Genomic DNA, 13,115 nt, shown 5'->3' on the forward strand with positions numbered 1-13,115 from the left:
GAGCCGCGCCAGGGTGCCGCGGACGCGGATCCCCGGCCTCGCCGACAGGCCGCCCTTACGCTACCAGGAAGCTCTCCCCATGGACACAAGCGACATCCGAAAAGGCCTCAAGTTTATGGTCGACGGCCAGCCCTACTCGGTCATCGACTTCCAGTTCGTCAAGCCGGGAAAGGGGCAGGCGTTCACCCGCGTCAAGATCCGGAACATGGCGACGGGCGCGGTGCTCGAGCGCACGTACAAATCGGGCGAGAAGCTGGAGCCGGCGGACGTGGAGGAGCGCAGCCTCCAGTACATCTATCCGGAGGGCACCGACTTCGTGTTCATGGACGCGGCGACCGGCGAGCAGCTCACGGTCCCCGGCGACAAGATCGGCGATGACTCCAAGTGGCTGAGCGACGGGATGTCGATCGACGTGACCCTGTTCAACGGGCTACCGATCGGCGTCAGCATGCCCCCGCACGTGGTGCTCCAGATCGTGAGCAGCGAGCCGGGCGTCAAGGGCGACACGGCGAGCGGCGCCACCAAGCCCGCCACGGTGTCGACCGGCGCGACCGTCAACGTCCCGCTCTTCGTGAAGGAGGGCGAGTGGATCAAGATCGACACGACCGACGGCAAGTACCTGGAGCGCGTCAACAAGGGCTGAGCCCCGGCCGACCCTCGGCTGACGCGCGGCTGACCCTCCGGGGGCGGGGCGCGCCCACGGGCCGCCGGGGGTCACTTCGCCTCGAAGATCACGGCGGCCGCGCCGGAGACGCACGCGACGCGGGCTCCTCCGTTGGCCGGCGCGCACGCCGTCGCCTGCGCGAGGTCGCCGCCCGTCCAGAGGCGCGCGGCGCCGCCCGCGGTCGCCACGAGGAGCCCGCCGGCGGCGGGGATCGCCAGCGTGGCGCCGTCCGGCGACCGCGCCGCGCCCTGAGGCGCGGGCGTCGTGAGCGGGAACGACAGCGCGGACGAGGCCGGCGCGGCCGCCCGCAGGTCGATCGAGATCAGCGCGGCGCCGAGGGCGATGTCGAAGCCGCGCTCGGACGCGGCGAGCGGAACGAACGGCAGGCGCTCCGTCCCGGCGCAGCGCTCGGGCGCGGCCGCGCCGGGCCGGGAGCGAGGCCCCTGGCCGCGGAGCAGCGGGAGCGGGACCTGCATCTCGCCGACGGCATCGGGCGAGCTGCGGAAGAGCGCGAGCAAGGTGGGCGCGTCGCAGCGCCGCTCGACGGCGACGAGCTCCGCGGGCCCGGCGTGGACGGCGGCGGGCCAGGGAGGGATGTCCGTCGCGGACTCGGTGGACGTGGCCGGGTCGACGCGGACGACGCCCTGCGCGGTCCTGACGAGCAGGGCGCCGCTCGCCTCGAACGCGAGCGGGCCGAAGGCGCCGGTCCTGGTCGGCTGCGGGGCAGCGGCGGTGCGGTACACGGCGGCGGCGGTCGCCGGCGGCGCGAGCTTCGCGAGGAGCTTGCCGTCCTCCTTGGTGCGCGCCTCGGCGCCGCCCCGGTCGAGCGCCGCGATGGCCGCGATCGGCGCGCCCCGCGTGGACGCCGCCACCGCCTCCGCGTGGTCGATGGCGGCCGCGAGCCCCGGCTCGCCGCAGCGCACCGGGCCAGGGCCCGTCCAGACGAGGGCCTCGCCGGCGCGCGCGGCGTCGCGGCCGGTGGTCGCTCCGGCGCCGCTTTCGGCGTCGGCGCAGAGGGCGGCGTGGAACCGGCGCAGCCGCTGGGCGGAGGCGGCCACGGCCGGCGCCGTCGACTTGCCGCGCGCGTCCCGGAGCAGGGAGGCGGCGAGGGCGCGCAGCGCCTCGCCGGGCTGGGCCGCGTCGCGCGAGAGGCCGGCGGGGCGATCCAGGAAGACGAGCGGGGCGCGGACCTCGGACGCTGGGCCCGCCGGGGCAGGGAACGGGCGCAGGGCGCCGGCGAGGCCGACCGAGACGATGAGGTCGTCGCGGCCGTCCGCGTCGCGGTCGGCGACCTCGAGGGAGGCGGAGAGCGCTTCCTCCGCAGGCGGCGCGCGGAGGCGGAGCTCCAGGGCGAGCTCCGGCGGCGCGCCCGCGCCCGCGGCGGGCCCGGGGAGGCGGATCACGGCGATCCAGCGCGTGGGGCCCGTACCCGCGGCGCCGCGGTGAGCGCCGCCGCACTGCGGGGCGAAATCGAAGGCGAGCGCGGAGGGCCCGATCTGGCTGAGGCCGACGCGCGGAGTGCACCCCTGCGCGTCGAGATCGCCGGGGAGCGCGGCGAGCGTGCGCAGCGCCTGCGGCCGCGCGGCGGGCGCGAGCAGGAGCTCGCCGCGCAGGCCGTCGGGCGACCGCGCCCAGGCGACGAGATCGCGCGCGCCGTCCCCGTCGACGTCGAGGAGGAGCCCGGTCTCGAACGTGCGCCCGGTCGGCGCCGCGGCCACGGGGCCGCCCTCGAGGGGCCATCGCTTGCCGCCTTCTGGCGCCGGGACGCTCGGCACGACCGCGAACCGAGGCGCGGCGGCGTCCGGAGCGCCGGCGTCGGCCTCGGGGCCGGCGGTCGCCGCGCCAGGGCCGACGCCGCTCAGCGGGGGCGGGGAGCCGGAGGGCGCCGCCGAGCCGAGCGTGTAGGGCGTGTAGGGCCTGGAGCTCGGGCAGCCATCGCAGCCGGCGGCGGCGAGGAGCGGGAGCAGGGCGCGGAGGAGCTTCGAGCAGGATCGATCGGGCATCGCGGGCGGACCCGGCGGCGCACCGGTGTGCGGCGGGCGGCGCAGGAGTAGCACGGGCGGCGGGCGGGCGTCGTGGAGCCGGCGCGCCATCCAACCGCCCGCGCGCCGGATGGCGCCGGTGCGCCTTTCGGCGTAGCTTGATCGAGCGTAGATGAGCGGGCCGAAGCCTCCCAGGGCCGTCGAAGGCGAAGACTATTACCTCGAGGGAGGCCGGGTGGTTTTTACAGAGGCGTATCACCTGAAACGGGGATACTGCTGTAATTCCAAGTGCCGCCACTGCCCTTACCGGGAGAAGGCGCCGGCAGAGTCGATCACCGTCGCGCTGCCTCGGCTGAAGCTCCCCTGACGCCGGTGACGCCTGCGCAGCGGTCGAGCCTCCGCGGCGGATCGCGGCGAGCGGCGCCATGCAACGCGCCGCTGTGACGGTATCGAAGAAGCTGCTGCGCACGCGCGCGCCGGCGTTCCGCGGTGGCCGCAGGCGGCAATCCGTCTGCGGTTGATGACGGGCGGAGAGCCCCGGCGCACCATGGAATGTCGGTTGATCCGGATTGCGTGGAGCGTCTAGGATTTCGCGCCCACATTCGCGCGGGAGCTCCTATGCGTCGCAGTCTTCACCCTCTGCTCTGCTGCCTCTTGCTCTCCGTGCCGATCGGCTGCGACGCCACGTCGGCGAACAGACCGCCGTCCCACGATACGCCGGCGGAGCTGCCGAGCGTGGACACGGATGGCGATGGGATCAGCGATGCGGTTGAAGGGCGCGGCGATGCGGTCGATACGGATCGCGACGGTCAGCCGGATTTCGAGGACACCGACTCCGATGGCGACGGGCTGTCCGACAAGCTCGAGGGCGCTCCCTTCCCAGGAGAAGCGGAGCCGCCTGACAGCGACGGCGACGGGGTGCCGGATTACCGCGACGAGGACTCCGACAACAATGGGCTACCCGACGAGGACGACGGCGACAGCGACCGCGACCGCGACGGAACCGCCGATTATGTGGATCTCGACGATGACGGCGACGGCCTCCTGGATGTGGTCGAGCTCGGGTCGGACCCGCTCGATCCGGTGAACACCGACGGCGACAGCTGGCCTGATTTCCGTGACAGGGACTCCGACGACGACGAACTCCTGGATCGGTTCGAGAGAGAGTTCGACGCCGACGGCGACGGGATCCCGGCGTTTCAAGATCTCGACTCGGACGGTGACTGCCGGCCCGATTCGATCGAGCGCGGCGACGGCGAGCCCGAGCAGCCGCCCAGCGACAGCGACATGGACGGCGGGGGCGATTTCCTCGACCTGGACAGCGACAACGACAGCCTGCTCGACGAGCTCGAGGACCTCAATTGCGACGGCGTGCTCGACCCGGGCGAGTCCAGCACCGCGAGCGAGGACACGGACGAGGACGGCGTGAACGATCTCATCGAGCAGGCCGCCGGCACGGACCCGAACGACGACCTGGACAACCCGCGGGCCAGCGGGGATTTCGTGTTCATCGTGCCTTATCAGAGCCGCCCGGATCCCGCGCAGGACACGCTGGATTTCTCGACCAACATCTCGCAGGCCGACGTGGTGTTCGCGATGGATACCACCGCGACCATGGGCGGCCAGATCACTCATCTGAAGGGCGCGCTCCAGGAGATGATCGATCAGCTCGCCGAGGAGATCCCGAACATCGGCATCGGGGTGACTCAGTACAAGGACTTCCCGATCGACTCCTACGGGGGCCGCAACGACCAGCCGTTCTACCTGGAGCACCGGGTGATGAGCGTCCTCACGCCGGCAGGGCGCGAGTCGGTGCAGGACGCGGTAAACTACCTCAAGGCCGAGGCCGGCGGCGATATCCCGGAGAGCGGCTGGGAGGCTCTTTATCAGATCGCCACCGGGGCGGGCACGAACGAGGGCGGCGCCGACGTGCCCATGTTCAATCCGCTGAGCGCTCCGCCGGGCATGACCCCGGCGGGCGAGACGGTCGGGAACATCGGTGGCGTGGGCTTCCGCTTCGGCTCGCTGCCCATCGTGGTGATGATCACCGACACGCCGAGCCACAACGGGACGTTCGTGCAGCACAACTACGCCAGGTCCAGGGTGGAGTCGCCGACCCATTCGGAGGCGCTGCAGGCGGTGACGGGCGTGGGAGGCCGGCTCATCGGCATGGTCGCCTCCAGCTCGGTCGAGGCGCAAGCCGACCTGACGGCCGGCGTGGTGGCGACGGGCTCGGTGGTCCCGCCGGCGGCGTGGGGACCGGAGGGCATGCGCCCGCCGCGGTGCGCGGTGGGACAGTGCTGCGTCGGCGAGAACGGGAGCGGCGTGACGATCGAGAGCGGCAAATGCCCGCTCGTGTTCCGGGTCGCCAGCAGCGGCGACGGGCTGAACCTGGCCGTCGTGCAGGCGATCAAGGTGCTCACGACCTATGTCACGCTCGACATCTCGGCGGCGGCGGTGGCGGACGAGATCGACGCGGTCGACGCCGCGAGCGCGTTCATCGACAGGATCATCGCGAACAACAGCGCTCCTGAGCCCTGCACCACCGGCTTCAGGGTCATCGACAAGAACGTCGATGGCGTCGCGGATACCTATACCAACGTGTTCCCCGGGCCCACGGTCTGCTTCGACGTGATTCCGAAGACCAACGTCTCGGTGCCTCCGACGACGGAGCCGCAGGTGTTCACGGCGAACATCGTCGTCACCGGCGACAGCGTGACCACGCTCAGCACCCGCAAGGTCTTCTTCCTCGTCCCGCCGGAGATCCCGGTGCCCCCCATCGACTGATGAGCATCCGGCGCTCGCGGCTCCCTGGAGGCCCGGCGAGGCCTGTTTCACGCGGCACGTATCATGAGCAAAGACTCTGGCATCGAGGGGGCGCCGACGTCCGGGGAGGCCCGCGGCGCGGCGCTCTGGGAGCTCGCGCGGCTCTTCTTCCGGCTTGGCGCCACGGCCTTCGGCGGCCCCGCGGCTCATGTCGCCATGATGGAGGACGAGGTGGTCGGCCGGCGCGGCTGGATGACGCGCGAGGACTTCCTCGATCTCTATGGTGCCACGAACCTCATCCCGGGACCCAGCTCGACCGAGCTCGCGATCCACATCGGGCATCGCCGGGCCGGCTGGGCGGGCCTGCTCGTGGCCGGAGGGTGCTTCATCGTGCCGGCGGCGCTCATCACGCTCGGGTTCGCGTGGGCCTATGTCCGGTTCGGCGCGGTGCCGGAGATGTCGGCGCTCCTCTACGGGGTGAAGCCGGTGATCATCGCGGTCGTGGCCCAGGCGCTCTGGGGCCTCGGCCGCGCCGGGCTGCGCTCGCGGCGCTCGCTCGGCCTCGCGGCGCTCTGCGCGGGCGCGAGCCTCTTCGGGATCCACGAGCTCGCGGTCCTGGCCGGCGCGGGCGCGCTCGCCGTGTCGCACCGGCTGGCGGCCGGGCGCCCCGCGGGTCCGCCTCCCGGCGCGGCCGCCGTCGCCGTCCCGCTCGCCGTCCCGCTCGCCAGCGGCGCCGCCGCGACGGCCGCGGCGGCTGTGAGCGTGCCGTTCGGGCTCCTGCCGCTGTTCCTGTTCTTCGCCAAGGTGGGCTCGGTCCTCTTCGGGAGTGGGTATGTGCTCCTCGCGTTTCTCCGCGCGGATCTCGTCGAGCGATACCGGTGGATGACGGAGGCGCAGCTGCTCGACGCGGTGGCGGTCGGCCAGGTGACGCCCGGCCCCGTCTTCACGGCGGCCACCTTCATCGGCTATCTCCTGGGCCGCGTCCCGGGCGCGCTGGTCGCCACGGCGGGCATCTTCCTTCCTGCGTTCTTCTTCGTCGCGCTGAGCGGACCCCTGATCCCCCGCGTCCGCCGTTCCCCCGTGGCCTCGGCCTTCCTCGACGGCGTGAACGCGGCGTCGCTCGCCCTGATGGCGGTCGTCTCGTTCCGCCTCGCCCGCGCGGCGGTGGTCGATTGGCTCACGGGCGCTCTGGCCATCGCGGCAGCGCTCCTGCTCATCCGGTACCGCGTGAGCTCGCTCTGGCTCATCCTGGCCGGCGCCGTCATCGGCGTCGCGTCGGTTCACGTCTGAGCCGGCGCTCCTCGCTGCTCCGGCCCCTCCTCGCCGTGCCCGCGCCCGGGGAGCAGCCCGGGATCCCTCGCCCCCGCTACCTGGCGGGTGATCGCAAGGAAGACGGCTCCTCCGCGGCCACCAGCGCCGTCCCGGGCCCGATGTGGAACGCGTTGCCCCGCCAGGCGACCCGCCGGTTCGAATACGCGTTCAGCCAGCAGAAGAACCAGCACAGCGTCCGGAGCGGCTCCACCGCCACCAGCGCCAGGTTGGAGCGCGCCGGGCGCAGCATCTTCAGGGCCAGGAACGTCCCCAGGCTCTGGAGCGTCCAGGCGAACAGCCACATCTCCAGCGCGAGGCCCGTCGGGTTGAGGAGCAACGTGAGCCACGCGATGAGCAGCGGCGAGTTGAACGGCTCCGCCGCGAAGCAGCGCGGAACGAGCGTGCGCCGCATCTTCGCCCAGCGGGTGTGTCGATCCAGCATGCGCGTGAGAGAGCAGCTCGTGTTGCGGTTCTCGATCGGATCCAGGCAGAGATCGACCACGAACCCGTACGCGCTGAAGCGCTGTCCGAGCATGTCGTCCTCCGCCAGCACGTGGGCCACGCTCTCGAACCCTCCCACCCGCGCGAGATCGACCCGCCGCATCGCCATCGATTTGCCCACGCTGATCGACCGCCCCGCGAGCTCGGCGGCGGCGACGACCCCGGGCGCGATGAACGCCCCGAGCTGCGCGTTCTCGACCACCGCGCCGAGCGTCCGCTCCCCCGTGCCCACGACGACGCTCGAGACGAGCCCCACGCCCGGCCGCATCAAGATCGACAGCAGCGAGCGGAGGTAGTCCGGACGGACACACACGTTCGCGTCCGAGATGACGAGGACGCTGCCCTCGGCCCTGCGCTCGAGCTCGAGGAGCTGCGCCACCTTCGGGTTCAACGCCTCGGTCGGATCCGTCAGGCAGAGCCGCGCCTTCAGCTCGGGGTGCGCCGCGATGAAGGCCTGGATCACAGGCACCGCCCGGTCTTCTCGCGAGGCCACGCCGAAGACGATCTCGTAACAGGGGTAATCGAGCCGGGCGAAGGATTCGAGGTTGTCGGCGAGCCCGTCGTCGACGCCCGCGACGGGCTTGAGGATGCTGACGAACGGGGTCGCCCCGCACGGCCGCGACGCTTGGACCGGCGCCACGAGCCGGTGCCGCGCCATCCTCCAGAGGAAGGAGGTCTGAATCGTCGCGTAGATGATGGATGACAGCGCCGTCGGCGCGACCGTCGCCAGATCTCCCCAATCCATGGATGGCCATGCTGATCGAACCGCGTGGCGTCTCGATGGCCGGACCGCAAACCCAGCGCTGACTTTCCGCAACCGAGGCGTGACAGCCCCTCATCGCCCACGACACACCGTGATGGCCGGTACGAACTCGGGGTGTTACGCGAGATCCGTCGCCGACACACGCGCGCCGAGGCCACGCGAGCCCATCGGCGCGGCCGGGCAGCGTCAGCTGATGCGGCCTATCAGCTCGCGGGTGATGTTCTTCTGGTGCGACTCGAGCGTGCCGCCGCCGATCTCGAGCAGCTTGGCGTCACGGAAGAACCGCTCCACCTTGTACTCGGTGCAGTAGCCCCAGCCGCCGAGCACCTGCATGGCGTTGTCGGCCACCTCCTTGCCCACCGGCGCGGCGAAGAGCTTTGCCGCGTCCGTCCCGAGCCGGTTTCTCCGCTCGGGGCTGACGTTGCGCGCCACCGCGTAGATGAGGGCGCGCGCCGCCTCGGTCTTGGCGTAGCTCTCCGCGATGTAGCGCTGGATCTGCCCGTGCTCGGCGATGGGCTTGCCGAAGCTCCTCCGCTCTCCGGCGTACTGGATCATGATCTCCAGACAGCGGTCCGCGATTCCGAGGCTCATGGCCGCGAGCGTGAGGCGCTCCAGCTCCAGGTTCCTCATCATGTTGCGGATGCCGCCCCCCTCCGGGCCCAGGACGTTCCAGGCGGGCACGACGCAGTCGTCGAAGAGGAGCTCGCTCATCGTGCTCCCCCGCATTCCCATCTTCGGGGTCTTCTCGTCGGTCGAGAACCCCGGGAACCCCCGCTCCACAACGAAGGTCGTGACCCGGCCCTCGATGGTCGCATAGACCAGGAAGATCTGGGCCTCCGGGGCGTTCGTGATGAGCGCTTTGCGCCCCTTCAGGATGTACCGATCCCCGTCGCGCCGGGCGAACGTCTTCATGCCGAGGACGTCTGTCCCGCTCGTCGGCTCGGTCATGCCCATCGCGCCGATCCACTCGCCGGAGAGCACCTTCGGCAGGTACCGCGCGCGCTGCTCGTCATTGCCGGCGTGGAAGAGGTTGTTCACGAACAACATCGCGTGGGCGAGGTACGCGAGCGTGAACCCGGGATCGCTCTTCGCGAGCTCGTGGTGGACGATCACCGCGGCGACCGCGTCCATGCCCGCGCCCCCGTGCTCCGAGGGCACGGTCACGCCGAGCAGGCCGAGCTCGCCGAGCCGCCGCATCAGGGGGACGTTCAGGGTGGCGCTCCGGTCGTGCTCGTCGGCCTGCGGCTCGACGACCTCACGGGCGAAATCCCTCACCATCTGCCGCAGCATCCGGTGCTCTTCCGTCGGGTTTTCCAGATCGCCTGCCATTGCGGAGGATGACGCGCTCATCGCGGCCCAACGTAGCACGCGCGGCCGCGCATCAGCGATGGGGTGGCACGCCGTTCGCCTCGTCCCCGGACGGACCTCATCGAAAGGGGCACGAATGAGAAGCTGGACCGATGTGGTGCTCTGGAGCGTGGTGCTGGTCTCGCTGCTGACCTGGCTGCTCGCCGTGGTCGGTGTGCTGACCGTGCACCCGTGGACCCCCGCGCTCCTCGTGATCTCCGCCGCCTTCGCCGTGACGGGGATGTTACGGCAGATGCCCGGGCGGCCGCGGCTCTGAGCCGGCGGGAGCGGCCGGGGCGCCCGGCGGCGCGTCCGTCGCTGTCGCCGGGGGCGAGGGCCCGTCCTGGCAGCACCGGACGCCGGTCGAGTAATCGAGGTAGCTCCTCGGGTGGGCCGTGATGAGGGCCTCGCAGCCTGCGCGGGTCGAGCGCGCGTAGAAGCCGCCGGCGAACGCTCCGCCCGGCTCGTTCACCCACTCGTCGAGGTTGCCCACGAGATCGTAGACCGCGTCGCTGCCCCAGCGGCTCCTGCACCGCGGGCTCCCGCCCGTCTCCCGGAGCAGCGGCTCCCGGGCGCTGCGCACGCGGTTCAGCCGGGGATCCAGGTGGCCAATCGACGCATTGCCGTGGAGCAGCGCGGCGGGGTGCGCCGGCCGGTAGACATTGCACGCGCCCTCCTCGAACGTGTCGCCGTACGGGTAGAGCGTGTCGTCCTCGCCCCGGCACGCCGTGACGAACTCCTCGACCGAGCAGAGCCGCTTGCCGGCCGCGGCGCAGGCGCTCTCGGCCACGAGGCCGGTCACGTAGCCGCTCGGCCGCACCCCCGACCGCGAGCGGGCAAGGGCGGCGATCGCCCGGCCGCGCTGCCAGGCGGCGAGCAGCGGCAGGGGGAAGGCGCGCGCGTGGACGTCGCCGATCCGCCGCAGGCCGGTCGACCAGTCGGCGAGGGTGAGCTCGAGCAGGTTCGGGGTCGACGGGTAGTCGGGCGAGAGCGCCTGTCCGGTGGCGCCGTCGACGAGCATCGCCTCGAAGCGATCGACGCAGAAGCGGCCGCCGTCGATGGCCACCATGTCCGCCGGACACGCGGGCGCGCCCGGCAGCGCGGCGGCGGGCGCCTCCGCGGGCTCTCCTGCGGCCGAGCGCGCCGCGCCCGCGCTCGCGGGCAGCGCGGGGCGAGCGACGCCGGCTTCGGCCTGCGCGTCGAGGCCGCTCACGGCGCTCCCGAACCACCGCAGGCTGCCGTCGGAGGCCCAGACCGCATCGCCCACCACGCAGGCGCCTGGCGCCGCGAGCTCCGGGACGGTCACGAAGGCGCCGGGCGCCGGGGCCGGGACCGCGCGCCGCGCGGGCTGCCCGTCGACGCAGAGCGCGCCGGTGTCGTCGGCCGGCCAGGGCTGCGACGCGAGCTCGGCGCCTTCGTCGTCCAGCCACACCACGTGGCGCCGGGCCGCGTCGCTGAGCAGCGCGCCCCCCTCGGGCAGGGCGACGAGCCGCACCGCGAGGTCGCCCTCGGCGATCGGCAGCGAGGTCACGCGCGCCGCGCCGGGCCGGCCGAGCGCGTCGATCGAGAGCGCCACGACCTTGCGCGGATCCGCGGCGCTCACGCCGGCGACGATGGCCCCGCCGCCGCGGCGCTCGCATGCGTCGAACCCCGCGCGCACCGGCGACGCGATGGCGAGGGCGGGCGGCGCGCGGCGTGCGGCGTCGGGGTCGGGCGCGCCGGGCGCGACGGGCGCGAGCCCGCCCTGAGCGCCCGGCGCGCCCGGCGCGCCCGAGGCGTCGATCCCGGTGATCTGGAGCCTGTCGCCGAGCACCTCGAGGAAGAGCCCGCGCTCGTGCCCGCCGACGAGCGCCGTGCTGTCCTCGTGCGCGCGCCCCCGCAGCGCGGGCACCACGAGCGGTTCGGGCAGGAGCCGCGCCACGTCGGTCCTCGCGAGCCACCAGGACGACCCGATGCGCGCGGCGCGCCGCCTGTCGGTGGGGCGCTCCGGCTCGCCGATCGGCGTGGCCGGCGCGCCGCCGGCGGCGCCTGCCGGCGCTGCGCCGAGGCTCTCCGGCGCCGCCGCCGCGGTGACCAGGGCGCGCGCGTCGAGCCGGTGGAGCTGCCCCGCGGCGAAGGCGAGCCCCTCGCCGTCCGTCGCGAGCGCGCCCCACGCGATGCGCGCGCGCCGCGCCGGGAATGGGTCCGGCTCGCGGCGCGGCTGCCCGTCGGCGCGCGAGGCCGAGAAGAGCCCGCCGGAGATCGTCTGGAAGTACGCGCGATCTCCCGCCCACGCGGCGAGCCCCGGATCGTACCCCGGCTGCCCCGCGGCGCGCCGGGCGCCGCTCGCGGCGATGCGCTCGAGCGCGCCGATCTCGGCCGGCGTGACCGGGGTCGCGTCCGCGAGGCGCGCCGGATCCACGGCGCAGACCGCCCTGGGCGCGGCGCCGGCGACAAGCCGCTGGAGCGAGGGCGCGACGCGCGTCGCCTGGCAGGCCCCGTTGCGGCCGGTGATGTCGACGACCACGGCGCCTGCGGTCGCCGTCACGAGGCGCGGATCCTGGTGGCCGCGCAGCGCGCCGTACTCGAGGTCGCCCTCGACCACGACGGCGCGCCGGCCCGGATCGAGCTTGCCGTCCTCGCCGAGCGAGGCGAAGGCGATCTGCGCGCTCCCGAGCCACGACGTGCTCGTTTTCTTCGAGCTCGCCGCGTAAAACAAGAGATCGATCGCGCCTGGCCGCCCGCCTGCGTCGATCAGCCCCATGCCGTCGAGCGGCGGCCGGAAGCGCAGCCCGGTGGGGGACGACGTGGCCGCGATCCCTTCGGACGGCGAGACCCAGCGGAGCCGCACCTCGACCTCGGGCAACGGGTCCGGCCGCTTCGGCCGGGGCGCGGGGCGCGCGGTCTTCGTGGGCCGACCGTCGCGCCCGCGGTGCTCGCCGCGCTTCTTCCGCGTGGCCTTGCCGCTCGCGCCGGAGGCCTTTGCCGGCTGCTTCGGCTTCGCCACCGTCGCCTTGCGGCCGGGGGCCTTGCGCGCGGGCTTGGCCGCGGCGGAGCGCTCGCGCGCGGCGCGCTGGGCCGGCGTCGTGGAGCTGCCGCGCGGCGCGGTCTCGGCGAGCTCGAGCAGCGCGACGCGCTCGCCCACGGCGGCCATCGCGTGCGCTCGGATCGGGGCGCACGTGCGCGATGCGGCCGAGGCCTCGCCGGGGAGGACGGCCGTCACGCAGAGCTCGCCGCCTTGCGAGGTGAGCAGCGTGGTGGTCCCGTCCGGGGAGGCGTGGGCGCCGGCGAGGTCCTCGTCGAGGAGCAGGTGCGGCGGTCCGAGCTCGCCGGTGGCAGCGTCGAGCCGCCTGACCCAGCCGGCGCGATCCGACGACAGCTTGGAGAGGAGCAGCACCGAGCGGCGGTCGAGCGACGGCTCGATCGTGAACGGGAGCGGCTGCACCGCCGCTGTGCCGAGCGGCGTGCGGCCGGGGGGAGCCACGCTCGCCAGGGGGGCCACGGCGGCGCCGATCGAGGGCGCGCCCTCCGGGGCGGGGGCCGGGGCCGGGCTCGCGCCGGGCGCGTGCGCCGCGGTGCCGGTCTGTGCGGGCGCGTCCCGCAGGGAGCCGCCGGAGCACGCGCTCGTGCCGCAGGCGAGCGGTACGAGCAGGGCAGGGATCACGGATCGGGGGGAGAGGGGGGATCGGGGACGACGCATCCTTCGCTCGCGCTCGGGTCTCCTTGTCCGCGTGGCTGCCCGGCGCGGCGGCCGAGCCTAGCGCGGGCGCCGTCCGCACGCTCGCGGTTGGTTCGGATCGTC

The 13,115-nt window shown here is 73.5% G+C and carries 9 protein-coding genes; 5 read left to right on the plus strand and 4 right to left on the minus strand.

All coding sequences use genetic code 11. The features are described from left to right. Positions 1 to 79: 79 nt before the first annotated feature. Positions 80 to 643, plus strand: a complete 564-nt coding sequence (gene efp, locus WME82_RS49910; protein ID WP_437296963.1) for an elongation factor P — start codon at positions 80 to 82, stop codon at positions 641 to 643. 71 nt (positions 644 to 714) lie between these two features. Here efp and WME82_RS49915 read toward each other — a convergent pair whose 3' ends face one another. Then, positions 715 to 2,667, minus strand: coding sequence for a hypothetical protein (locus tag WME82_RS49915; RefSeq protein ID WP_438041073.1), 1,953 nt, complete (start codon positions 2,665 to 2,667; stop codon positions 715 to 717). A 151-nt stretch (positions 2,668 to 2,818) separates the two neighbouring features. Here WME82_RS49915 and WME82_RS49920 point away from each other — a divergent pair, with 151 nt between their 5' ends. From WME82_RS49920 to chrA, 3 genes are all read left to right on the plus strand, one after another. Beyond that, positions 2,819 to 3,013 carry a DUF5522 domain-containing protein gene (locus tag WME82_RS49920; protein WP_437530338.1) on the plus strand — a complete coding sequence of 65 codons (195 nt, stop codon included), beginning with the start codon at positions 2,819 to 2,821 and terminating at the stop codon, positions 3,011 to 3,013. 251 nt (positions 3,014 to 3,264) lie between these two features. Further along, positions 3,265 to 5,433 carry a VWA domain-containing protein gene (locus WME82_RS49925; RefSeq protein ID WP_438041074.1) on the plus strand — a complete coding sequence of 723 codons (2,169 nt, stop codon included), beginning with the start codon at positions 3,265 to 3,267 and terminating at the stop codon, positions 5,431 to 5,433. Between the two features lie 63 nt (positions 5,434 to 5,496). Beyond that, on the plus strand, positions 5,497 to 6,702 hold the full coding sequence (gene chrA / locus WME82_RS49930) for a chromate efflux transporter (protein WP_438041075.1): 1,206 nt from the start codon (positions 5,497 to 5,499) through the stop codon (positions 6,700 to 6,702). A 76-nt stretch (positions 6,703 to 6,778) separates the two neighbouring features. Here the strand turns inward: chrA and WME82_RS49935 are convergent, their stop codons facing one another. Beyond that, a complete protein-coding gene (locus WME82_RS49935; protein ID WP_438041076.1) occupies positions 6,779 to 7,969 on the minus strand; it encodes a glycosyltransferase in 1,191 nt (396 codons plus the stop codon). A 204-nt stretch (positions 7,970 to 8,173) separates the two neighbouring features. Next, on the minus strand, positions 8,174 to 9,337 hold the full coding sequence (locus tag WME82_RS49940; RefSeq protein ID WP_437743431.1) for an acyl-CoA dehydrogenase family protein: 1,164 nt from the start codon (positions 9,335 to 9,337) through the stop codon (positions 8,174 to 8,176). Positions 9,338 to 9,431: 94 nt separating this feature from the next. Here WME82_RS49940 and WME82_RS49945 point away from each other — a divergent pair, with 94 nt between their 5' ends. Further along, a complete protein-coding gene (locus tag WME82_RS49945) occupies positions 9,432 to 9,611 on the plus strand; it encodes a hypothetical protein (protein ID WP_437743432.1) in 180 nt (59 codons plus the stop codon). Here WME82_RS49945 and WME82_RS49950 read toward each other — a convergent pair. Beyond that, positions 9,579 to 12,977, minus strand: a complete 3,399-nt coding sequence (locus WME82_RS49950) for a hypothetical protein (protein WP_438041077.1) — start codon at positions 12,975 to 12,977, stop codon at positions 9,579 to 9,581. The two genes, WME82_RS49945 and WME82_RS49950, sit on opposite strands and share 33 nt — an antisense overlap. Positions 12,978 to 13,115: the final 138 nt, after the last annotated feature.

The organism is Sorangium sp. So ce128 (genome assembly GCF_051525245.1).
GTDB classification, from domain to species: Bacteria; Myxococcota_A; Polyangia; order Polyangiales; family Polyangiaceae; genus Sorangium; species Sorangium cellulosum_B.

Excerpts from the sequence above, each read along its gene's own strand:
- WME82_RS49925 (WP_438041074.1), top strand. The coding sequence starts at position 3,265 with ATGCGTCGCAGTCTTCACCCTCTGCTCTGCTGCCTCTTGCTCTCCGTG.
- WME82_RS49935 (WP_438041076.1), bottom strand. The coding sequence starts at position 7,969 with ATGGATTGGGGAGATCTGGCGACGGTCGCGCCGACGGCGCTGTCATCC.
- WME82_RS49945 (WP_437743432.1), top strand. The coding sequence starts at position 9,432 with ATGAGAAGCTGGACCGATGTGGTGCTCTGGAGCGTGGTGCTGGTCTCG.
- efp (WP_437296963.1), top strand. The coding sequence starts at position 80 with ATGGACACAAGCGACATCCGAAAAGGCCTCAAGTTTATGGTCGACGGC.
- WME82_RS49940 (WP_437743431.1), bottom strand. The coding sequence starts at position 9,337 with ATGAGCGCGTCATCCTCCGCAATGGCAGGCGATCTGGAAAACCCGACG.
- chrA (WP_438041075.1), top strand. The coding sequence starts at position 5,497 with ATGAGCAAAGACTCTGGCATCGAGGGGGCGCCGACGTCCGGGGAGGCC.
- WME82_RS49920 (WP_437530338.1), top strand. The coding sequence starts at position 2,819 with ATGAGCGGGCCGAAGCCTCCCAGGGCCGTCGAAGGCGAAGACTATTAC.
- WME82_RS49915 (WP_438041073.1), bottom strand. The coding sequence starts at position 2,667 with ATGCCCGATCGATCCTGCTCGAAGCTCCTCCGCGCCCTGCTCCCGCTC.